Source organism: Sulfuriferula sp., from assembly GCF_054605375.1.
Genome location: NZ_JBTSEG010000001.1, coordinates 266,402 through 288,582, shown reverse-complemented (window position 1 = coordinate 288,582; position 22,181 = coordinate 266,402). Strand labels below are relative to the sequence as shown.

Genomic DNA, 22,181 nt, shown 5'->3' with positions numbered 1-22,181 from the left:
GAGCAGCACGGCGATTGCTAAAGCGCCATTTTATCAGTAACCGGACGGCTGAATAAGATTTTACTTTTTAGATTATATGGTGTAAGCGAGACAGCGGCGATTGTTGGTGGCATGCCGGTATTCAGCAATGCGGTGGATGTTGTTTATGACGCGCTCGATGAACCGGATTGATCAGCGGAGGTACCTCGGGATAGTGTTGCCCATGCTGGCGTGGCAAACGTAATTTGAATCAGGTGCACGGGGTGCCGCAAGCATCCTTGTCAAGGCTGCCCATTTTTTTGAGCTGGCGTGCCATGGCAAAAGCCAGTTTTTCGGCTGAGGTGGCGTTCTGGCCTGTATAAAGCTGACGGTCGATAACGATATGTTCGCTGTCGGGTGCGTCAAAATTCAATTCTCCGCCCAGCCTGGCGAGGTGTTCTGCCAGCAATTCGGGTAAGGTGTCGGCATGTTGTTCTTCCTGCGGGCTGCAGCAAGTTAGCTGATATCCGGCAAATAGCCAGTTTTCATCCTGTTGTGCCCTGACCAACCCGGCTGGACCATGGCATACTGCGCCGATCAGGCCGCCATTTGCGAGGGTGCGTTTGACCAGGTTGCCTGTCGCGTCGGAAGCAATCAAGTCGGTCATCGATCCGTATCCGCCGGGGAAGAATAACGCATCATATTTAGCGCCTGTCAGCGCCAGGCGTTCCAGCGACAGCGGTGTGCGCCAAGTCTCAATGCCGGATAGTTGTTCGCGCAGGTTGGCGATACGGCCGCTATCGTGGTGGTGAAATGCCGGTTCAAAACAGGTTTCATCCAGCACGGCAGGTTTTCCCTTGGGCGTGGCAATGTCGATCGTGTGCCCGTGCTCGAGAAAAATATGGTGGGGGGGAACAAACTCCTGTGCCCTGAAACCGGTCGGGATACGATCACCATTGTTGAGCGCAAGTTCGCCGGCAGCGGTGAGTACGAACAGGACTTTTGCCATTAGTATGCCGCCATCCGGTTAGGCCGGTGATTAATGGGGCCACCGCCTTTGCCTGACTGGGTTACGCAATTCACGGAACGTTGCATCAAGGTTTTTTTCAAATAGCAGCTGGCCTGACTGACAGTGCAATGAATCCACTTGTTTGCTTCAACGAGGGTGCTAATGACAAGGGCAGCGAAAAACATGACAATCCTGTGCATGACGATTTCTGGATGGAAAGAGACAGATGATCAATAAACAATATCACAAGTATGCGCTGATTACTGTGGTGCTAGCCGCGCTCGCAGCGGTGCTGTTTTTCGGTTTGACACAAAAAACGCCGGCGCCGCAAGTGACCTTTACCGACCTTACCGGCAAGAAAATATCCATGCAAAGCCTGCACGGGAAAATGGTGCTGGTGAATTTCTGGGCAACCACCTGCCCTGGCTGCGTGGAAGAAATGCCGCATATTGTGGAAACGTATAATCAATACCATGACAAGGGTTTTGAGGTGATTGCAGTTGCCATGAGTTATGATCCTCCCAGCTATGTGCTCCGTTTCAAGCAGCAGCGAGGCTTGCCGTTTCCGGTTGCGCTGGATGTGCAAGGGAATTTGGCGCATCAATTCAATAATGTACAACTTACGCCCACCTCGTTTCTGATCGACAAGGATGGTAACGTAGTGGAGCAAACAATTGGTAATCTGGATTTTGCCAAGCTGCGCAACCGTCTGGACAAGGCGCTCGTTAAAAAAGGTTGATCATGCATAGCCGTTATTCCTGGAAGAGTTATTTCGTGGTTCTGTCGGATTACCAGCAGTGGGCGAATGATCGGCTATTCGCGGCTCTGGGAGGGATTAACCGCGAATTTCTGCAAAGCCCGCAGGGTCTGTTTTTCGGTAGTATTCACCATACCGTGGATCACATCATGCTGGTTAACCGGTTGTGGCTGGCACGATTGCAGGGTGAAGCCCTGAAAGTCAATTTCCAGGAAATTGCCTATCCTGACTGGAATCAGTTGATCGAAGCGACGCAGTGCCAGGCAGAGGAGCTCAAGCTGTGGCTGGACGCAAGCGAACCCGACTGGTTTGATGGCCGTCTGGATTTCGTCTCTTCGGATGGTACTGCGCGCTCGATGTGGATGCGTGACGTACTGACCCATATGATGAATCATCAAGCCCATCATCGCGGCCAGATTTCTGCCGTCATCACCCGGCTGGGTGGTGAAGCACCCGAGATGGATTATTTTTACTACAAACGTGAGATGGATGGGTACATGGAAATTATCCGTGACGACCAATCCTTGAGCAAGGAAGCTCAAAACCCTGCCGATCCTGATCTGGCGGAGTGAATCTGTTCGCTATTGGTTATCGCTTGTCGATGATGAATGATTTTGACACGTTACCGGCTTCCCCAAAAACGCATGATCCGTTCAGGTTTTGATTCTTCCAACCGGATCCGCCAGCGGCCCGGCGGTTTCATTTTTATCCGGATATAGGCATGCTGTGGATTAAGGCATTACATATTATTTTTGTGATCAGCTGGTTTGCGGGCCTGTTTTACCTGCCGCGATTATTCGTCAATCATGCCATGATCAGCGATAGCGCGACTTCGGAGCGTTTCAAACTGATGGAACGCAAGCTGTATCGCTTCATGACACCGCTCGGCGTATTGGCATTGTTGTTCGGCATCTGGTTATGGCTGGGCTATGGCTTTACAGGCGCCTGGCTCGAAATCAAGCTTGTCCTGGTGGGTGTACTGGTAGCCTATCACCTCTATTGTGGCCATCTGGTCAACGTGTTTGCAGAAAATCGCAACCGGTTGAGCCATGTATTTTACCGTTGGTTCAATGAAGTACCGGTTCTAATCCTGTTTATTGTGGTGTTTTTAGTGGTACTGAAACCTTGAGTGTTATGGATAAGAAAGACCAACGATTTTTTGCACCTTGCCCGCGCGGGCTGGAGGCGCTGTTAGTCACAGAACTGGCTGGGCTAGGTGCGCAGGATGTTGCCGCAGGATTCGGCGGTGTCGCTTTTGCCGGCGATTTTACCTTGTGCTACCGCATCAACCTGCATTCGCGTATCGCCAGCCGGGTGCTGTGGCGGATAGGCGGCGGCGAGTACCGCGATGAAGAGGACGTCTACCAGGGCGCGCTGTCCTTCAACTGGCCGGATTTTTTCAGCGTGGACCGCACCATCGTGGTGAAAATGACAGCGCAGAAATCACCGCTGAAAAGCCTGGAATTCACTACCCTGCGTATCAAGGATGCGGTGTGCGATCGTTTCCGCGAGGCCACTGGCGAGCGCCCCAACGTCGATATTCGTGAACCCGATGTGCGTATCTACGCTTTTTTGACCAGCGATACCTGCACCCTCTATCTCGACACGTCGGGTGATTCCCTGTTCAAACGTGGCCTGCGCAAGCAGGCAGGTGCTGCACCACTGAACGAAAATCTCGCAGCGGGCATGCTGATGCTGTCCGGCTGGCAGCCCGGCACGCCATTGTTCGACCCGATGTGCGGCAGTGGCACCATCCTGATGGAAGCCGCGTTGATGGCGTTGAATATCGCGCCGGGTAGCCGGCGCAGCTTCGGCTTTATGAAGCTCAGCAATTTTGATGCGGTGGTTTGGAACAAGCTTCGCGATACCGCGATTGCTGCCCAGCAGCCGGTCGAGCCACAAGCGATTTATGGACGTGACCTGTTCGGCGATTCCCTGCGTGATGCACAGGTTAACCTGGAGGCAGCAGGACTTTCCGGTGTGGTGCAGCTTAAGCAGGGTAATGTGCTGGAAGTCCCGGCACCTGCTGAATCCGGTACCATTGTCACCAATCCGCCCTACGGCGTTCGCATCGGTGAACAGGCTGAACTGGCCGAGTTTTATCCCAAGCTGGGCGATTGGCTAAAACGTAAATGTGCTGGCTGGAATGCATACATTCTGTCTGCCGATATGCTGTTACCCAAACTCATTCGGCTCTCCGCTAGCAAACGTACACCCCTGTTCAACGGGGCACTGGAATGCCGTTTATTCGAATATAAGGTGGTGGCAGGATCGGCGCGTAAATAAGCGGCGCTAACTGTACAGCTGCCGCGCCTGGCGCAACAGCTGTTCCAGCTCCGTTGCGACAAGCGGCTTGCTGAAATAATAGCCCTGCATTTCATCACACTTCATTTCGCGTAATAGTGCCAGCTGCTCTGCCGTTTCCACCCCTTCGGCAATGACCCGCAATTTCAGGCTGTGTCCCAATGTGACGATGGTGGATGCAATGGCGGCATCGTCGGAATCGGTGGTGATGTCGCGTACAAAGGACTGGTCGATTTTGAGCGCATTGATCGGAAAGCGTTTCAAATAGCTCAGGCTGGAATAGCCCGTCCCAAAATCATCAATGGAAAGTCGCAAACCCATGTCATGCAGTTTCTTAAGCGTGTTAATGGTTCCCTCGGTATCTTTCATGATGACGCTTTCGGTGACCTCGAGTTCCAGACTGTCCGAGTACGGATCCAGGCCGGCATCCTCCATGGCTTTGGCTACCATCGCCAGTAAATGAGGCTGGCGGAATTGGCGTGCGGATAAATTCACGGCCATGCGGATGTGCGGCAAGCCCATTTCCTGCCAGGCTTTGTTTTGCCGGCAGGCGGTGCGCAGCACCCACTCTCCGATGGGCACGATCAGGCCGCTTTCTTCCGCGACCGGTATGAATTTATCAGGCGGAATCAGGCCTTTTTCAGGATGTGCCCAGCGTAGCAGCGCCTCCACGGCAATCATTTTGCCACTTTCGATATCTACCTGCGGCTGGTAATGCAATACCAGTTCGTTCCTGGCCAGTGCGTGGCGTAATCCGTTTTCAATTTCCATCCGCTCGCGGATGCGAAGATTCATGCCTGCCGTATAAAACTGAAAATTGTTTTTACCGCTTTCCTTGGCGCGGAACATGGCGGTGTCCGCATTACGTAGAAGATTCTGAATGTCCATGTCATCAAACGGAAATATGGTGATGCCGATACTCGCGGTCATGTGCATTTCATGGTCGTCCACGATGAAAGGGCGCGCAACCGCAGCCAGTATTTTTTCCGCAATCTGGATAATGTTATCCACGATCGAAATACCTTGCAGCAGAATGGTGAATTCATCGCCACCCTGGCGGGCCACCATGCCGTCGTCACGCGCGATCAAATCATCAACGCGCAGCGTCACGGTGAGTCGTTGCGCAATTTCTTTCAGCAGCAAATCACCATATTCATGGCCCAGCGTGTCGTTGATATTCTTGAATTCATCCAGGTCGAGAAACAGCACAGCCAGCAGTTTTTCGGTACGCAGAGCGCGCGCCATGGCATGCTCAAGAATGTCATGGAACAGGATGCGATTGGGCAGGCTGGTAAGTGGATCGTGAGTCGCCTGTTGAAGCAAGCGGGTCTCGAATTGCTTGCGCTCACTGATATCGCGGACTGCGCTAATTACAAAATACCCCTCCTCCGTCTTTAAAGGGCCCAGGCTGATTTCAGTAGCGAATTCCGTTCCATTTTTCCTCCGTGCAAACACTTCTTTTCCTTCACCCATTACCCTGACACTCTGGGTTCCTGTCCCCATATACGCTATGCGATGATCGTTGTGGGCAGCCCGATAGCGTTCCGGTACCAGGGCGTCGATAGGCAGCCCGATCATTTCACTGCGCGTGTAGCCGAATAATTTTTCGGTTTGGGCATTGGCCGTTACGATTTTTCCGTTGCTATCGGACACGATGACCGCCTCCGGCATGACCTCCATGACGTGCTGGCTTTGCTTGAATAAGCGCTCCAGGGACTGCGCCATGCTGTCAAACGTTGTAGATAGCTCGCTTAATTCACCTGATCCCCGTATTTGGGAGCGCGTGCTGAAATCCCCTTGCGCTATCCGTTTGGTGGCATGAATAAGTGCCCGCATTTTCCCGAGAACCAGAACATTGGTGCCAAACCATACCAGCACGAATATCAGCGCAGTTGATAGACCCAGTATGGTCATATCCCTGATAAACAAGCGATTGCTACGCGCAAATAAAATATCGACAGGAATGGTGACACCGACGTAAGCAGACGCTGCGGTAGGATTTTCAAACAAGCGATGGTAAGCAAACAGCCGGGTAATTCCATCAGCCCCGGTTGTGGTACCAATGCCTTCTTCCTTGTCTGCCTTGATTGCTTCAACCAGCGAGTTGAGTGGATTGCGTCTGCCTATGAAGCGCTGGCCAGCGGGTTGGCGAGCCAGGATGATGCCATTGAAGTCCATGACGCTGATTGCCGTACCGTCGGGTAACCTGACCTGCTGAAGGAGGTGCTCAAGCCATTCGATATCAATGGAAGTGAACATGACGCGTTGTATCGTCCCCTGCATATTTGCAATCGGGTGTGCGGTGACAATCACCGGTTTGCCTGTGGTTCTGCTGGTAACCAGGTTGCCGATGACGAATTGCCGTGATGCGAGTACTTCGCGAAACCAGCCGCGATCACTGTAATTGACCGACTTCCGTGTAGCCATGGCATCGCATAACAGATTGCCATGTGCATCGGTTACGCCAATATTGGCATAACTACGCGAGCTATCAAGTATGTTTTCAAGACGCCGATGGCAGGCGGTTTGAGTGCCGGCGCTGATTTCCGGCAAGGTGGACAAAACCCGCATCAGGTGATGCGAACGACTAATGGTTTCACGTTGATCAAAGGAAACCAGACGAGCCAGCCGCAATGCGTTTTCCTGTGCGGCCAGGATGGTTAGATTGCGCTCTTCAATGGCGTGATAAATCGTGATGGATATCCAGGGCGTAATCGCCAGTGCGACGAGGAGCAACACCCGCGCTCGGACACCAGAAAATATAAATTTCCCCACTGGGCAATCCCTTGTTGTCGTTCAAACGCCTATATCAATTGTGAAGTTGTTTCCGGATTTGGGTTTGCTCGCAGATTGGTTTGCCATAACCCGAGACCGTGACGAGTGCCAATTGCGCATGCGTCATGAGGCTTTTTTCAAAAAACAGCCCGGCGCGGGGACATTGCCACCAATTTGCAATAGAGAATCATCCTGTTGGCCGACTATACAATATCCAGATGGTCCAGTCCGGACATGATGTCGCGTTCCCTGGATTCCTGGCCTTGCAGCTTGATTTTCAGACGCAGGTCGTTGAGGGAGTCGGCGTTGCGCAGTGCGTCTTCGTAACTGATCAGCCCTGCTTCATAAAGATCGAACAGCGACTGGTCGAAGGTTTGCATGCCCAGTTCGCGTGACTTTGTCATGATTTCCTTGATTTCATGCACATCGCCCTTGAATATCAACTCTGAAATCAGCGGTGAGTTGAGCAAGATCTCGACTGCGGCAACACGTCCCGGCGCACCTTTTTTTGCAATCAGGCGCTGCGAGATAAACGACTTGAGATTGAGTGAGAGATCCATCAGCAATTGCTGACGGCGTTCTTCAGGGAAGAAGTTGATGATGCGATCCAGCGCCTGATTAGCGCTGTTGGCATGCAGGGTGGTCAGGCACAGATGGCCGGTTTCGGCGAAGGCAATGGCATATTCCATGGTTTCCCGGTCGCGTACCTCGCCGATCAAAATCACGTCAGGCGCCTGGCGCAAGGTGTTTTTCAATGCGGCAAACCAGTTGTCCGTATCCACGCCAACTTCGCGCTGGGTGATAATGGATTTCTTGTGTTCGTGTACATATTCCACCGGATCTTCGATGGTAATGATGTGATCCTGGGCATTCTCATTGCGGAAACCGACCATTGCAGCGAGCGATGTGGATTTGCCGGAGCCGGTACCGCCGACAAAAATGACCAGCCCGCGCTTGACCATGGCCACGTCGCGCAACACGGTTGGCAGATTCAATTCTTCAAAACGCGGGATCTTGGTGGTAATGGTGCGCAGCACCAGGCCGACACGGCCCTGCTGCACAAAAGCGTTGACACGAAAGCGGCCGATTTCCGGCGGTGAAATGGCGAAATTGCTCTCATGGCTGGCTTCAAAATCCGCCCACTGCCGGTCATTCATCAATGCACGCGCAAATTCACGCGTGTGGGCGGGAGCGAGCGTCTGGTTGGAAACAGGCGCGATTTTCCCGTCCACCTTGATGGCCGGCGGAAAGCCTGCGGTAATAAATAAATCCGAAGCTCTTTTGCTGAGCATCAGGCGTAGCAGATCGTGCAATGCTTTGAGGGCGTCCATAAATATTTATCCTGCGTTGTTTATCCGGCAAACATGTCTTTATTCACAGCACGAGACCGTGCTTCGCCCACTGATATCGTGTTACGTCGTACCAGGTCTTGCAGACACTGATCCAGCGTCTGCATACCGATGTTTTGTCCGGTCTGGATGGATGAGTACATCTGGGCGATTTTGTTTTCGCGGATCAGGTTGCGAATGGCCGGGGTGCCGATCATGATCTCGTGCGCTGCCACACGGCCATTGCCATCCTTGGTTTTGAGCAGGGTTTGGGCGATGACTGCCCGAATGGATTCGGACAGCATGGAGCGTACCATTTCCTTTTCCGCCGCCGGGAACACGTCCACAATACGGTCGATGGTTTTGGCTGCAGAACTGGTATGCAGCGTGCCGAACACCAGGTGACCGGTTTCAGCGGCGGTAAGGGCCAGACGGATGGTTTCCAGATCGCGCATCTCGCCAACCAGAATCACGTCCGGATCTTCACGCAGTGCCGAACGCAGTGCGTTCGAGAAGCTTTGTGTATGCGACCCTACCTCGCGCTGGTTGATCACGCATTTTTTGCTCTGGTGGACAAATTCAATCGGGTCTTCGACGGTCAGGATATGGCCGAACTGGGTTTCATTGACGTAATCAACCATTGCCGCCAGTGTGGTGGATTTGCCCGAACCGGTAGGCCCGGTGACCAAAACGATGCCGCGCGGCTGGTCGGATATCTCCTTGAAGATTTTTGGCGCATTGAGTTCTTCGAGCGTCAGTACTTTGCTGGGAATGGTACGGAACACCGCACCCGAGCCGCGATTCTGGTTGAATGCGTTGACGCGGAAGCGTGCCAAAGTAGGCACTTCGAAGGAGAAGTCGACTTCCAGCGATTCCTCGTAAACTTTGCGCTGACTGTCATTCATGATGTCGTACACCATGTCGTGCACCGTATTATGATCCATGGACGGCAGGTTGATGCGACGAATATCGCCATGTACCCGGATCATCGGTGGCAGCCCGGCGGACAGGTGCAAATCGGATGCTTTGTTCTTGACGGCAAAAGCGAGCAGTTCGGAAATTTCCATTTGTTATAATTCCGCGATGAATTTCAAGCCATTATGGACAGATTAAAAAGCGCTTTGCAAGCTGTGCGCGTACGTATTGCCATTGCGGCTCGCGCAGCCGGGCGAGCGCCAGACACAGTTGAGTTGCTGGCGGTCAGCAAAACTTTTGGTGTTGACGCAATACGCGCAGCAGCAGTTGCCGGGCAGCAAGCGTTCGGGGAGAGTTACGTCCAGGAAGCGCTAGTCAAAATAGCGGCGCTGACGGACTTATCTTTAACCTGGCATTTCATCGGACCATTGCAACGCAACAAAACCCGGGTGGTCGCCGAGCATTTCGATTGGGTACACAGCGTGGATCGTGCCATCATTGCGCAGCGTCTGAATGATGCCCGACCTGCTGCGCTGCACCCGCTGAATGTTTGCGTGCAGGTGAATGTGAGTGGCGAAGTCAGCAAGAGCGGCGTGTCCCCGGCAGATTTGCCCGCACTTGTGGATGCAGTGGCACGGCTGCCACGCCTGCAGTTGCGTGGCCTGATGGCCATTCCGGCACCCAGTGCAAATGTTGACCAGCAACATGCCCAGTTCCGTTTGTTGCGGCAACTTCGGGACAGGCTGGATGTTCCGCTTGATACGCTATCCATGGGCATGTCGGACGATCTGGAGGCGGCAATAGCCGAAGGAGCAACGCTGGTGCGCGTTGGATCGGCTATTTTTGGCGGGCGCCAGTTAAACACATAACTTTTTACGGGAGTAACAATGCGTATTACATTTATTGGCGGCGGTAATATGGCGACTGCCCTGATTGCGGGTCTGCTGCGGCAGGGGCACGCAGCCGAACAGATATCAGTCGTTGAGCACAATGCAGAAGCGCGCGCGCGGCTGGCGGCGGATTTTCATGTGAACACTTATGCGCAATTATGTGCTGAAGCCGTGATCGCGGATGCTGTGGTATTGGCCATCAAGCCGCAACAACTCAAGGAGGTGGCGCAGGCATTATCACCTTTGCTTGCCACGCAACTGGTGGTGTCGATTGCCGCCGGAGTACGTGCACGTACATTGTCGGCATGGTTGATGGGGTACGCCAATGTGGTGCGCAGTATGCCCAATACGCCGGCCATGATCGGGGCAGGCGTGACGGCCTTGTATGCTTTGGCGGCGGTTCAGCCAGCGCAGCGCCAGATGGCGCAAACCATTCTTGAATCGGCAGGCAGCGTGCTGTGGGTGGACGATGAGGCGCTGATGGATGCAGTCACGGCGGTTTCCGGCAGTGGCCCAGCCTATGTATTCTATTTTATTGAAGCCATGCAGCAGGCGGCGCTGGAGCTGGGGCTGAGCGCTGATGCCGCACGTCAGCTGGCGCTGGAAACCATGCTGGGCTCTGCACGGCTGGCTGCCGGAAGCAGTGAAGATGCGGCTACCTTGCGCGCGCGCGTCACTTCCAAGGGGGGGACCACCGAGCGCGCATTGCAACGCATGGATGAAGCGGGCGTCAAGGCGGCCATTGTCGGCGCTATTCATGCGGCTGCCGAGCGATCGGTCGAGCTGGGCGATGCGCTGCAATAATATCCTGCACGTGTACTGATAAAATGTAACAATAACAATGTAATAAAACGGTAAATCATCATGTTGAACCAAGCCTTGCAGTTCCTGCTGCAAAATCTCGTTAATCTGTTTTTAATTGCATTATTGCTGCGATTTTACATGCAGTTGGTGCGCGTTCCTTTCCACAATCCATTTGCACAGTTCGTGATCAAGCTCACTGATTTTGCAGTGCGCCCCCTGCGGCGGGTCATTCCCGGCCTGTTCGGTGTAGACATGGGCACCTTGTTGCTGGCGCTGGTGCTGGAATTCATATTGCTGCTGGCGCTATACGGACTGGACGGCTACCCGTTCCTGGCGGCAGGAAACAGGGTGCTGCCCGCTTTTATGCTGCTGGCTGTGGTGCGTTTGGCCAGCCTGGGCATTTATACCCTGATAGGTCTGGTGCTGGTGATGGCCGTGTTGTCCATGGTCAATCCATTGTCACCTCTGATGCCGGTGTTTTCGGCACTGGCGGCACCACTGCTGCGACCATTCCGCCGCTGGATTCCACCGATTGCCAATTTTGATTTATCTCCGCTGGTTTTTCTGCTGGTGTGTCAGCTTATCATCATGGTGCCGCTTGCCTGGATGGAAGGTGTGGCGCGCAGCATGATGTAGGTTCGTGATGAGGCACTGGTTGCAAGTGACGGAGGAATCGGCACAACTTTTGCTTTATGTTCAGCCAGGTGCAAAGACTACTGAAATTGCAGGGATTCATGGCGACGCGATTAAGGTTCGGGTGGCTGCAGCCGCTATTGATGGGAAGGCGAATACGGCGTTGTGCGCTTTTTTCGCCAAAACGTTCGATATACCCGTGCGAAACATCAAGGTACGGCGTGGCGAAAAAAGCCGCCGAAAAACATTGAGCATTACAGCGCCGGATAACGCGACACTTGAGAAACTAGAACAATTGGGACGGTAGCCATGGTAAATCGGCTTGAACAGGAAATCGGGAATTATCAGCAGCGTCGCGATGCAATGCTAGGCGGGCTGGAAGCGTATAGAGGCTGGCTGGATCGCTATGCCGATATGGATGCGGAGCAGACCTTGCGGCTCTACGATCTGGCTGACACCCTGAAGCAGGATCGGTTGGTGCTGGCCTTCGTGGCCGAGTTTTCACGGGGCAAGTCCGAACTCATCAATGCGCTGTTTTTCGCCGATCTCAAGCAACGGCTTCTACCCTCTGATGCCGGGCGTACGACCATGTGCCCGACAGAAATTTATCATGATGCTGCCAGCAAGCCCTATGTGCGGCTGCTGCCTATCGAAACGCGTTTGCGCGATGAGAGCATCGCTACGTTGAAGCGTTTGCCCATCGAATGGAGCACGATCAGCCTCGACCCTTCCAATGCCATGCAGATGGGCGCAGCCTTGCGTTCGCTGGCCGAAGTCAAGCGTGTGCCAGTGGCAGAGGCGCGCGCCATGGGATTGTGTGAGCAGAATGACGCAGAACTGGCTCGCACCAGCGCCGTCGACGGCAAGGTGGAAGTGCCTGCCTGGCGCTATGCACAGATCAATTTCCCGCATCCCCTGTTGAAAGGCGGGCTGACCATTCTCGACACTCCTGGACTGAATGCGCTAGGTAGTGAACCAGAACTGACACTGAATGCCATTCCCAACGCTCACGGCGTGTTGTTTCTACTGGCGACCGATGCCGGGGTGACGCGTTCCGATCTGGATATCTGGGAGAACACGGTATATCGTCGCGTACACCATCATATTGTGGTGTTGAACAAGATCGACATGCTGTGGGATGAGCTCAAGACGGAGGCCGAGATCAATGCCACCATTCAACGCCAGATGGCGCAAACTGCCGAACAGCTACGAATTCCACTGCATCAGGTATTCGCTGTTTCTGCGCAAAAAGCGTTAGTGGGTAAAATCCGTGAAGACCAGGCTTTGCTGGATCGTTCCGGGATTGCTGCGCTGGAAGGCTTGCTTGCCGATAAAATCATCCCCTCACGCCAGGAAATGTTGCATCAATCGGTAAATCGAGAAGTATTAAGCATGCTGGAGGCCTCACGTGACGGGGTGAAGAGCAGGCTTGAATCGATCAAGAGTGATGCAGAGCAGTTGAGCGGGTTTACCGGAAAAAATCGTGAAGTGGTCACTAAACTTCGCGACAAACTGGTGATCGAAAAACGCAGTTATGATGCCGTAGCGCTGAACTTCAAAATTACCCGTACCCTGGTACAGCAGCAAGGACGCGCTTTGCTGGCCGAGCTTTCGGCCGATGTGTTGAATGGCATGCTGGAAAAAAGCCGCGCACATCTTGATGAGAGCTGGACCACGGTTGGCCTGACACGCGGCATGAATCATCTGTTCGGGCGCATCAACGCTCAGTTTGCCAAGGTTGATGCCGCTGCCGCAAATATTCTGGCTTTGCTCGATTCTGCTTACCTGCGTTTTCAGGAGCAGCATGGCTTTCCCCAATTAAATCCGCCCAGGCTCGATATGGATCGCCATCGTCAGCGGCTGACGAATCTGGCGCAGAGTACCGAAATATTTTGTCGCGATCCGCTTAATCTGATGCTGGAAAAGCGTTTTATGGTCAGCAAGTTTTATCAAAGTCTGGTTGCCGAGGCGCGTACGGTATTCGAAATGGCCCGTATGGAGGCAGATGCCTGGCTGCGCAGGACGCTCGACCCACTGGTAACGCGCATCCGCGACCATAAGACCCAACTGGAACTGCGTGTTGATAACATCCGCAAGGTGCACGACAACCTGGATAATCTACAGACTAAAGTAGCGGAATTAAAGCAGCAATTCGGCGATCTCGGAAAGCAGTACCAGGAAATCAATATCATTCTCGAGTCGTTTGCGCGCCAGGGTGGCGGCGCAGCACCAGCTTCATCCGCACCCGCATTACGTATCGTGCAGGCGGTGGCATGAGCCTGATGGGAGTATTCTCATGAATGCTTTTTTCTTGCAACGGAGCGTGTTGGCAGCAGCCCTGCTGGGTATCGGCATTGGCTCATTCAGCCTGCCCGGCCATACAATGGGCCTGGGGGCAGCGCAAGTTCGTTCCGGGATCGGGCAGCCATTACAGGTGAAAGTGCCTGTCAGAGCGGATGCATCAGAGATTACCGATGGTACCGCCTGTTTCCGGCTGGTGCAAAGCCCGCACCATAATGGAGCTGATTTGCCCACCCTTGGCCGCGCTGATCTCAAGCTCATACAAAGTCCGCAGGGCAGCTATTTGATGTTGACCACTGCCTATCCGATCAACGATCCGGTACTTGATTTCAGCCTGGAGTCGGTATGTGATAACGCGTTCCGGCGCGATTACACGATTCTGATCGATACGGTCCAGAGCCTGGCTAAAGTAACGGATGCTGCTCCGGTGGCAGCCGCCATACCGGTACGGCCAAAACCGGGTGCGCGCAGCGATACAGCGGTGATCCCCGCCAAGCGCACGCGCAAGCGTGTTGCCCCATTACATCACGCTTCCCGTCGTGTACTGGAGATTGAGGTCGGCACACAGACAAAAAAACCTGCGCCGGCGTTGTCTCCAAGCGCGGCGCCTGTATCCACAGCTTCCGTACCGCAAACTACGGACGATCATGTTTCATTGCGTATCAGCACCAGCCTGGGTACATGGTCACAACAGCCGGGATCAATAACCGGTGCGGGTCAGCTGAATAACGATACCAAGCTTATTCAGGAAGATGCCTTGCAGGATGATATTGTCGCGCTGCAAAAGCAATTGGCAGAAACCAGGGCTGCGGTTGTCGTGCTGCGTAAACAGATTTCTGCCATGTCGGCGGCTACCGGCGCTGCCAAAAAACCAGTGCGCGATTCAGCATCCTGGCTTGGCTGGCTCCTGTATCTGGCGGGTGCGTTGACCACGGGCACGGCCGTTTTATATTTGTTGCGCAAGTATCGCCGCTCCAGTCAACCAGAGAAGGCGGAAGAACTCATTGGGCAGATTGGTAATATTGACTTAGATGATCCATGGACAGAGTCTTCCTGGATGAAACCTGAAATTCAGCAACCCGTAAGTCCACCAGACCAGAAAATCCAGCCGGTTGCCATTGTCCCCCAGCGGGCTCCTGCTTCGCGGAACGAGTCGCATCCGGGCCGCAAAGAGGATGATTTCCTGGTGTCGGCGGTGAATCAGATTACCGAAGAAGCAACCGTGTTTGCAGACCTTGGCTATCCGGAGCGCGCCATGACCCTGCTGACAGAGCATATCGCCAGCCATGAGCGTAGCCATCCAGCCGTATGGTACCTGCTGTTTGGGCTATACCGGGATAACGGTCAACAGGCGGAATTTGAGCAGGCGCAGATCAAGTTCAAACGGCGTTTCAACCTGGCTGCGCCACTATGGCAAGACAGCGTGGAGAACGGGGTGGACGCTGTTGGCATACTTTCGTTCCCGCACGTGCTGGCAAGCACTGCCAGTTTGTGGCCGACGAATGATTGCCGGACGTATCTGGAAGGCTTGTTGTACGATGACAGGGGTGGAGAGCGGGAAGGGTTCAGCCATCATACCTATCAGGACCTGCTGTTCCTGATAGGTTTGCTGGAATATGAACTGGAACTCGTTCAGGCACCCGAGGCAGGGGAATCCAAACAGAAATTAGCCTCCACCGAGAACCGGCTGCGTTTAATTCAGGGTGGCAGTCTCTGAAAACATGGACATTAAATCAGGATCACATCGTATTGTTCCTGGGTATACAGGCTCTCTACCTGTAGCGATACCGGTTTACCGATAAAATCACCAAGCTGCGCCAGACTTTGCGATTCCTCATCAAGGAACTGATCGATCACTTGCTGTGATGCCAGTATCCTGAATTCGCGCGCATTGAACTGGCGAGCCTCGCGCACAATTTCGCGCAGGATCTCATAGCACACGGTTTGCGCAGTTTTGACTTCGCCGCGCCCCTGGCAGGTTGGGCAGGGCTGGCACAACACATGAGCCAGGCTTTCGCGGGTACGCTTGCGCGTCATTTCCACCAGACCCAGCGATGAAAAATCATTCACCGTCATGCGCGTATGGTCGCGTGCCAGCGCCTTCTTGAATTCGGAAAAGACTTCGTCGCGGTGGCCATGATTATCCATGTCGATGAAGTCGACAATAATGATGCCGCCCAGATTACGCAGGCGCAGCTGGCGTGCAATGGACTGCGCAGCCTCCAGATTGGTTTTGAAAATCGTGTCGTCGAAATTGCGTACGCCGACAAAACCCCCGGTGTTCACATCGACCGTGGTCAAGGCTTCGGTCTGATCGATAATCAGATAACCGCCGGATTTCAAATCCACGCGGCGTGCCAGCGCTTTCTCGATTTCATCTTCAATGGCATACAGGTCAAACAGCGGGCGTTCGGCAGCATAATGATTCAGTTTGTCGACCACGCCGCCGCTATAGTTTTCTGCAAAATTCAGCATTTTCAGATAGGTTTCGCGCGAATCCACCAGTATCCGGTCGGTTTCATCGTTGGCAAAATCCCGCAATACACGTAGCGACAGGTTGAGTTCCTGATACAACAACGATTTCAGCGGCGCGGTTTTGGCCTGTTGCTGAATATCCGCCCACAGCTTGCGCAAATACTCGATATCCGCCTGTAATTCATGCTCAACCGCCTGCTCGGCCATGGTGCGGATAATAAAACCACCGTGCTCGCCTTCGGGCAATAACTGTTGAAGTTTCTGGCGCAGCATTTCGCGTTCGGTTTCATCTTCAATTTTCTGCGAAATGCCGATATGCGTTTCCTGCGGGAGGTACACCAGAAAGCGTCCGGCAAAACTGACCTGGGTAGACAATCGCGCGCCCTTGGTGCCGATCGGGTCCTTGATCACCTGTACCAGCACGCCCTGACCCTCAAACAGAATGCGCTCAATCGGGCGTTCTTCGCCGCCGGCATGGCGTTCCTCCCAGATATCGGCAACATGCAGAAACGCAGCACGCTCCAGACCGATGTCGATAAACGCCGACTGCATTCCCGGCAATACCCGGCACACCTTGCCGAAATAGATATTGCCAACCAGGCCAAGCTGACTGATGCGCTCGATGTGGAGTTCCTGTACCACGCCCAGGTGCATGACTGCCACGCGGGTTTCCTGCGGAGTAACATTGATGAGAATTTCTTCACTCATGATGTGCGCTTTACCCTAAGGCTTATTCGAATAATTTCAGGTTGAAGCGTTGCAGCAGTTGCGCGGTTTCAAACAATGGCAGACCCATTACCCCCGAATAACTGCCTTCCAGGTGTTCGATGAAAGTCGCTGCACGCCCCTGAATGGCGTAACCGCCCGCCTTGTCGAATGGCTCACCGCTACCGGCATAGGCATGGATTTCATGTTCACTGAGCGGCTTGAATTTGACCGTTGAAGTGCTCAGCAGCACCTCGCAACGTGCTTCAAAGGTCAGTGCAACTGCTGTCAGCACCTGATGGCTGCGGCCGCCCAGTTTGCCCAGCATGGCAATGGTCGCGCTGAGTCCCAAGGGTTTACCGAAGATTTCGCCATCCAGGGAGACGGTCGTGTCGGCACCGAGCACCGCATAACGCGGTATCTGGCGTTCGATTACGCGCTGCCAGCCGACATCGGCCTTGGCAGATGCAATTCGTATTGCATACGCTTGAGGCGATTCGCCGGGTTGCGGTGTTTCATTGAGGTCAAGACGGCCGCTGGATTCGCGTAACAGTAATACTTCGTGCTGAACGCCTATCTGGCGCAGCAACTCGCGGCGCCGGGGTGAACGTGAGGCCAGATAAATACGCGGATCGTGATGTGCCATTCTTGTTATTCCCGGTGGTAAGGGTGATTCTGTGTCACGCTCCAGGCGCGATAGAGTTGCTCCGCCAGCATTACTCGAACCAGACCGTGCGGCAGGGTAAAGCGCGACAGCGCAAGCAGTTTATCGGCACGCTGCTTGATATCTTGATGCAAACCATCGGCACCGCCGATGACCAATGCCGTATCACCTCCCGCACCCAGCCATTCGCGCATCGCATCGGCTAGTTCCAGCGTGGTGAGCTGACTGCCGTGCTCATCAAGCGCCCACATGGTCGCATCCCGCGGCAGTGCGGCAAGGATACGGTCGCGTTCGGCTTCCTTGATCTGCTCGCCGGTTTTTCCGCTGGCGCGTTTCTCGGGCTTGAGTTCGATCAGTTCGATGCTGTTCTCGCGCGGCATGCGTTTGGCATATTCGCTAAATCCGGTTTCGATCCACCCCGGCATTTTCTGGCCAATCGCGATGATGCGCAGTTTCATGTTGCAGACTCAGCCTGCCGCGTTGCGTTTATTGCGCTGATCCTGCGCTGCACTCCATAACTCTTCCAGGTTGTAATACTGGCGCACGGCAGGCTGCATCACGTGCACGACCACACTACCCAGATCGAGTAACACCCATTCGCCGGATGCCAACCCTTCGATGCCTTGGTCGGGGACGCCTTTTTCCTTGAGTTTCTCCTGCACGTTGTGAGCCAGCGCTTTGGTTTGACGCGTGGAGTCTGCACTGGCGATGACCATGCGATCAAACATGGAGGTGAGGGGGGTGGTGTCCAGAACCACGATATCCTGGCCCTTGATGTCTTCCAGTGCGTCGACGACTGCAGCAGTGATTTCGTTGATATCCATTAATTTTCCGGTAAATACAGTTGGTTGGCCTGAATATAGTCGAGAACCACGTTCGGCAGCAAATAACGTGGACTGCGCGCGGCACGCAAGGTGTCGCGGATATGGGTGGCGGAGATGTCCAGCGCGGTGATCGGGCGCGTGACCAGCAGTCCTGCAGCCGCGCTGTTCAGGTCTTGCGGGTGTGCCATGCGCGCCTCCAGTTCAGCGCGCAATACCTCGGGCATGGCATCCTTCCAGGTGCTTTGCGGAAAGCCGGGGCGATGCGCCACTGCGATGTGCGCCAGTGCGAACAAGTCTTGCCAGCGGTGCCAGGTGGTCAATCCCAAAAACGCGTCGGCGCCCAGCAGCAGGCATAAAGGCTGGGTCATGCCCAGTTCGTCACGCAATGAGGTGAGCGTTTCCACCGTGTAGGACAAACGCGGCAGGCCGACTTCGCGATCATCGAGTGCAAAGCGCGGATTGCCGGCAATTGCCAGACGCACCATCTGCAAACGATGGTGTGCATCAGTGCGTGGACGGGTGCGATGCGGCGGTGTACCCGCCGGGATGAAATGCACCGTGGCGAGTTCCAGCGCCTCGGCTATTTCCTCCGCCAGACGTAAATGGCCGAAGTGGATCGGGTCGAAAGTGCCGCCGAAAATGCCGATGGGTTTCAAAACGTCGCCAGATGTTCATTCCCGGCTCCAGGCAAACGAAGACAAGGCGGAGGCGCGCAGACAGTACGAGCAGTACGGCAAGCGCCGACAACGCGGTATTCGTTTGCCTGGAGCCGGGAATTATTCGCGCACATGTCCATCACCCAGCACAACCCATTTCTGCGAAGTCAGCCCTTCCAGCCCGACCGGACCGCGGGCGTGGATTTTGTCGGTGGAAATGCCGATTTCCGCACCCAGACCATATTCGAAGCCATCGGCAAAACGGGTGGAGGCGTTCACCATGACGCTGCTGGAATCCACTTCGCGCAGGAAGCGGCGCGCACGCGTGTAGTCCTCGGTGACAATCGCATCGGTATGTTGCGAGCCGTAAGTGTTGATGTGCTCGATTGCCGCCTCCATGCCGTCTACCACGCGGATGGAGATGATGGGGGCAAGGTACTCGGTGACCCAATCCTCATCTGTGGCTGCTTTCATCGCCACAATCCGGCGCGATGCTTCGCAACCGCGCATTTCCACGCCCTTGGCGGCGTAGATGGCAGTGATTTTTGGCAGCACTTTCGCTGCGATACCCTGTGCAACCAACAGCGTTTCCGTGGTGTTGCAGGTGCCGTAGCGGCTGGTTTTGGCATTGTCGGCGATGCGTACCGCCTTGTCCGCGTCGGCACGATCATCAATATATACATGGCACACGCCGTGCAGATGCTTGATGACCGGAATGCGTGCGTCGTTCATCAGGCGTTCGATCAGCCCCTTGCCGCCGCGCGGCACGATCACGTCTACATAATCCCTCATGGTAATGAGTTCGCCCACTGCTGCGCGGTCGGTGGTTTCGATGACTTGCACTGCAGTTTCCGGCAGTCCGGCTGCGGCCAGGCCTTCGCGCACGCAGACGGCGATGGCCTGATTGGAGCGGATTGCCTCGCTGCCACCGCGCAGAATGGCTGCGTTGCCGGATTTCAGGCACAGCCCGGCGGCGTCGGCCGTGACGTTGGGGCGTGCTTCATAAATGATGCCAACCACACCCAGCGGCACGCGCATTTTGCCTACCTGGATACCGGAAGGGCGGTATTTCAGGTCAGTGATTTCGCCCACCGGGTCGGGTAGTGCGGCAATTTCCAGCAGACCTTCCACCATGCCGGCCACTGATTTGGCATTCAGCGCCAGACGGTCCAGGAGTGCCGCATCCAGGCCATTGGCGCGTGCAGCAGCCATATCTTCGGCATTGGCGGCGAGCAGTTTCTCCGCATCACGCTGGATAGCCTGCGCCATGACGGCGAGCGCCTTGTTCTTGGTGTTGGTATCGGCACGTGCCACGGCGCGCGAAGCCGCCCGGGCAGCCCGTCCCATGTCCTGCATATAGGTTTTGATGTCCATATCAAATCCGGAAATAACGGTTGAATACGGATTTTAACCCGGAACCGCAACGGGGTGCTTGTGTGACTTGGACAGGGGCTGCGCAGTGGCCGCTGAATGATCCTGGAAAAGCAAGTTGGTCCACGAAAAACACGAAATGGGGTAAACGGGCATTTCGCCGTAAGATGAAAGCTCGCAAAATATTCAAAGAGATATCAAGCCGTAGATCGTTACCCTATGGGTGAATGACCAGGTCTGTACAAGCTGTTGGTTTATTTCGTGCTTTTCGTGTTTTTCGTGGACCAATAGCCGTTTTTAGGATGATGGGTCACTCAAGCAAAAATACGGGTTCCTGATCGGCAGGCATCTGCGCCAGCTCCCCGGGGGTGAGCCGTGCATAAATCTCGATCAGATAGCCATTGGGGTCGCGCAACCACAGTTCATGCAGCGGCGTGCCGCGCCAGGTGGTGCGCGGGGGCTTGACAATGTCGGCTCCAGCCTGACGGGCGCTGTGCGCCGCGCCAATCACCGCCGCCTTGTCGGCCACGCCCAGCCCCAGGTGATAAAGGCTGTAGGTATCCAGTGTCTCGCCCCGGTCATTGATCAATAACACAAGATTGAGATGCAGGTGAGGCACGATAAAAGTGCTGAAACGGGCAGTACGGTCTTTGGGTTCGACGCCGAAAAATGCAGTATAAAAATTCGTGCTGAGCGCCAGATCGTTAACGCGCAAGCTCATATGGAATTCGTGCGCCACGGGAAAGCGGTTCGTGTTGGACATGTTGTTGACCTTTACTGGCGGGTTGCAGGGCGGTGCACAGACTGAATTGGAGGCGCGATTTTCAGCGCCAGTTCACCGAGTGCATCCCACACGTCGCCGCTTTGCAAGCCCTTGATGGTGCGGTCGATTGCAGCCGCATCGTGCAGCGCCTGGGTGAGCGCGGCCAGGCTGACGCGGGTCAGCGCCCTGTCCACCAGTGCCTGGCGCGATTCCCATACACCGGCGTCGCGCATCAGTTTGGCGGCCGGTTGCCCGCTGGCCTGGCCAGCCTTGATGCGGGTCAGGATGCGCAACTCGCGCGTCAGCGTCCACAGGATCAATACCGGCGATTCACCTTCGTTGCGCAGGCCATCGAGCATGCGTATCAGGCGCGGCACATCGCCAGCCAGCAAGGCATCGGAAAGCTTGAAAACATCGTAGCGGGCAACGTCCAGCACTGCCTCGCGCACGTCTGCGAAAGTGATGTTGCCCGGTGGAAACAGCAACGCAAGCTTGCGGATTTCCTGCTCGGCGGCGAGCAGGTTGCCTTCCACGCGTTCGGTCAGAAAGCGCAGCGTCTGCTGATCGGCCTGCAAGTTTTGTGCGGCCAGCCGCGTGCCGATCCAGCGCGGCAACTGGTCGATGGTCACCGGGTTGACGGCAACGACCACACCCGCGGCTTCCAGCGCGCCAAACCATTTGGCATTGGTGGACTGGCGGTCGAGTTTGGGCAGGGTGATGAGGGTGATCGTGTCGGCGGGCAGCCTGGCGCAATAGGCTTGCAGCGTTTTGCCGCCTTCCAGACCGGGTTTGCCGGAAGGGATACGGATATCGGACAGGCGCAGGCTGCCGAACAGGGAAAGGTTGTCACCAGCAGAGAGCAGATCGTTCCAGCCGAAGCGCGCCTCGACGGTATGAATTTCACGTTCGGTGTAACCGGCGGAGCGAGCGCTGGCGCGTATCATATCTGCCGCTTCCAGTGCCAGCAGGGGCTCGTCACCGTAGACCGTATAAAGTGGCTGGAGGCCGCGTGCCAAGTGCTGTGCGAGCTGCTCCGCTTTGACGCGCAT

At 55.0% G+C, this 22,181-nt stretch carries 22 protein-coding genes; 10 read left to right on the top strand and 12 right to left on the bottom strand.

Features of this window, described 5'->3' with window-relative positions:
• Positions 1–229: 229 nt before the first annotated feature.
• Positions 230–967, bottom strand: coding sequence for a type 1 glutamine amidotransferase domain-containing protein (locus ACYCZJ_RS01475; RefSeq protein WP_461552445.1), 738 nt, complete (start codon positions 965–967; stop codon positions 230–232).
• Positions 968–1,193: 226 nt separating this feature from the next.
• Here ACYCZJ_RS01475 and ACYCZJ_RS01470 point away from each other — a divergent pair, with 226 nt between their 5' ends.
• From ACYCZJ_RS01470 to ACYCZJ_RS01455, 4 genes are all read left to right on the top strand, one after another.
• Complete coding sequence (locus ACYCZJ_RS01470; RefSeq protein WP_461552444.1) at positions 1,194–1,706, top strand: peroxiredoxin family protein; 513 nt, start codon at positions 1,194–1,196, stop codon at positions 1,704–1,706.
• A 2-nt stretch (positions 1,707–1,708) separates the two neighbouring features.
• Positions 1,709–2,296 (top strand): DinB family protein, encoded by a 588-nt coding sequence (locus ACYCZJ_RS01465; protein WP_461552443.1) that lies wholly within the window; start codon positions 1,709–1,711, stop codon positions 2,294–2,296.
• 149 nt (positions 2,297–2,445) lie between these two features.
• On the top strand, positions 2,446–2,853 hold the full coding sequence (locus ACYCZJ_RS01460) for a CopD family protein (protein WP_461552442.1): 408 nt from the start codon (positions 2,446–2,448) through the stop codon (positions 2,851–2,853).
• Positions 2,854–2,858: 5 nt separating this feature from the next.
• Positions 2,859–4,010 (top strand): THUMP domain-containing class I SAM-dependent RNA methyltransferase, encoded by a 1,152-nt coding sequence (locus tag ACYCZJ_RS01455; protein ID WP_461552441.1) that lies wholly within the window; start codon positions 2,859–2,861, stop codon positions 4,008–4,010.
• 6 nt (positions 4,011–4,016) lie between these two features.
• On the opposite strand, the gene ACYCZJ_RS01450 is transcribed toward ACYCZJ_RS01455, so the two are convergent.
• The 3 genes from ACYCZJ_RS01450 to ACYCZJ_RS01440 all read right to left on the bottom strand — a co-directional run bounded on the left by ACYCZJ_RS01450 (position 4,017) and on the right by ACYCZJ_RS01440 (position 9,198).
• Entirely contained in the window at positions 4,017–6,767 is a 2,751-nt protein-coding gene (locus tag ACYCZJ_RS01450) for a bifunctional diguanylate cyclase/phosphodiesterase (RefSeq protein ID WP_461552440.1), read from the bottom strand.
• 239 nt (positions 6,768–7,006) lie between these two features.
• Positions 7,007–8,134 carry a PilT/PilU family type 4a pilus ATPase gene (locus tag ACYCZJ_RS01445; RefSeq protein WP_461552439.1) on the bottom strand — a complete coding sequence of 376 codons (1,128 nt, stop codon included), beginning with the start codon at positions 8,132–8,134 and terminating at the stop codon, positions 7,007–7,009.
• A gap of 20 nt (positions 8,135–8,154) precedes the next feature.
• Positions 8,155–9,198 (bottom strand): type IV pilus twitching motility protein PilT, encoded by a 1,044-nt coding sequence (locus ACYCZJ_RS01440; protein WP_461552438.1) that lies wholly within the window; start codon positions 9,196–9,198, stop codon positions 8,155–8,157.
• A gap of 33 nt (positions 9,199–9,231) precedes the next feature.
• Between ACYCZJ_RS01440 and ACYCZJ_RS01435 the strand changes: the two genes are divergently transcribed.
• Genes ACYCZJ_RS01435 through ACYCZJ_RS01410 form a run of 6 tightly spaced genes read left to right on the top strand, consistent with a single transcriptional unit; the run spans position 9,232 to position 15,391 of the window.
• A complete protein-coding gene (locus ACYCZJ_RS01435) occupies positions 9,232–9,915 on the top strand; it encodes a YggS family pyridoxal phosphate-dependent enzyme (RefSeq protein WP_461552437.1) in 684 nt (227 codons plus the stop codon).
• Between the two features lie 18 nt (positions 9,916–9,933).
• Positions 9,934–10,740 carry a pyrroline-5-carboxylate reductase gene (gene proC, locus ACYCZJ_RS01430; protein ID WP_461552436.1) on the top strand — a complete coding sequence of 269 codons (807 nt, stop codon included), beginning with the start codon at positions 9,934–9,936 and terminating at the stop codon, positions 10,738–10,740.
• A 60-nt stretch (positions 10,741–10,800) separates the two neighbouring features.
• Positions 10,801–11,376, top strand: coding sequence for a YggT family protein (locus ACYCZJ_RS01425; RefSeq protein ID WP_461552435.1), 576 nt, complete (start codon positions 10,801–10,803; stop codon positions 11,374–11,376).
• A 7-nt stretch (positions 11,377–11,383) separates the two neighbouring features.
• Positions 11,384–11,680 carry a DUF167 domain-containing protein gene (locus ACYCZJ_RS01420; protein ID WP_461552434.1) on the top strand — a complete coding sequence of 99 codons (297 nt, stop codon included), beginning with the start codon at positions 11,384–11,386 and terminating at the stop codon, positions 11,678–11,680.
• A gap of 2 nt (positions 11,681–11,682) precedes the next feature.
• Entirely contained in the window at positions 11,683–13,650 is a 1,968-nt protein-coding gene (locus ACYCZJ_RS01415) for a dynamin family protein (protein WP_461552433.1), read from the top strand.
• 19 nt (positions 13,651–13,669) lie between these two features.
• The gene (locus ACYCZJ_RS01410) at positions 13,670–15,391 is read left to right on the top strand and encodes a type IV pilus assembly protein FimV (RefSeq protein ID WP_461552432.1); all 1,722 of its coding nucleotides are present in this window, start codon (positions 13,670–13,672) and stop codon (positions 15,389–15,391) included.
• An 11-nt stretch (positions 15,392–15,402) separates the two neighbouring features.
• On the opposite strand, the gene rng is transcribed toward ACYCZJ_RS01410, so the two are convergent.
• The 8 genes from rng to holA all read right to left on the bottom strand — a co-directional run bounded on the left by rng (position 15,403) and on the right by holA (position 22,181).
• On the bottom strand, positions 15,403–16,857 hold the full coding sequence (gene rng, locus ACYCZJ_RS01405; RefSeq protein WP_461552431.1) for a ribonuclease G: 1,455 nt from the start codon (positions 16,855–16,857) through the stop codon (positions 15,403–15,405).
• 22 nt (positions 16,858–16,879) lie between these two features.
• Entirely contained in the window at positions 16,880–17,500 is a 621-nt protein-coding gene (locus ACYCZJ_RS01400; protein ID WP_461552430.1) for a Maf family protein, read from the bottom strand.
• A gap of 5 nt (positions 17,501–17,505) precedes the next feature.
• Positions 17,506–17,976 (bottom strand): 23S rRNA (pseudouridine(1915)-N(3))-methyltransferase RlmH, encoded by a 471-nt coding sequence (gene rlmH, locus ACYCZJ_RS01395; protein ID WP_461552429.1) that lies wholly within the window; start codon positions 17,974–17,976, stop codon positions 17,506–17,508.
• A 9-nt stretch (positions 17,977–17,985) separates the two neighbouring features.
• The gene (gene rsfS, locus ACYCZJ_RS01390) at positions 17,986–18,342 is read right to left on the bottom strand and encodes a ribosome silencing factor (RefSeq protein ID WP_461552428.1); all 357 of its coding nucleotides are present in this window, start codon (positions 18,340–18,342) and stop codon (positions 17,986–17,988) included.
• Positions 18,342–18,998, bottom strand: coding sequence for a nicotinate-nucleotide adenylyltransferase (gene nadD, locus ACYCZJ_RS01385; RefSeq protein ID WP_461552427.1), 657 nt, complete (start codon positions 18,996–18,998; stop codon positions 18,342–18,344). The genes rsfS and nadD overlap by 1 nt, the downstream gene beginning before the upstream one ends.
• A gap of 120 nt (positions 18,999–19,118) precedes the next feature.
• On the bottom strand, positions 19,119–20,372 hold the full coding sequence (locus ACYCZJ_RS01380) for a glutamate-5-semialdehyde dehydrogenase (protein ID WP_461552426.1): 1,254 nt from the start codon (positions 20,370–20,372) through the stop codon (positions 19,119–19,121).
• 307 nt (positions 20,373–20,679) lie between these two features.
• Positions 20,680–21,132, bottom strand: coding sequence for a VOC family protein (locus ACYCZJ_RS01375; RefSeq protein ID WP_461552425.1), 453 nt, complete (start codon positions 21,130–21,132; stop codon positions 20,680–20,682).
• Positions 21,133–21,143: 11 nt separating this feature from the next.
• Positions 21,144–22,181, bottom strand: coding sequence for a DNA polymerase III subunit delta (holA, locus tag ACYCZJ_RS01370; protein ID WP_461552424.1), 1,038 nt, complete (start codon positions 22,179–22,181; stop codon positions 21,144–21,146).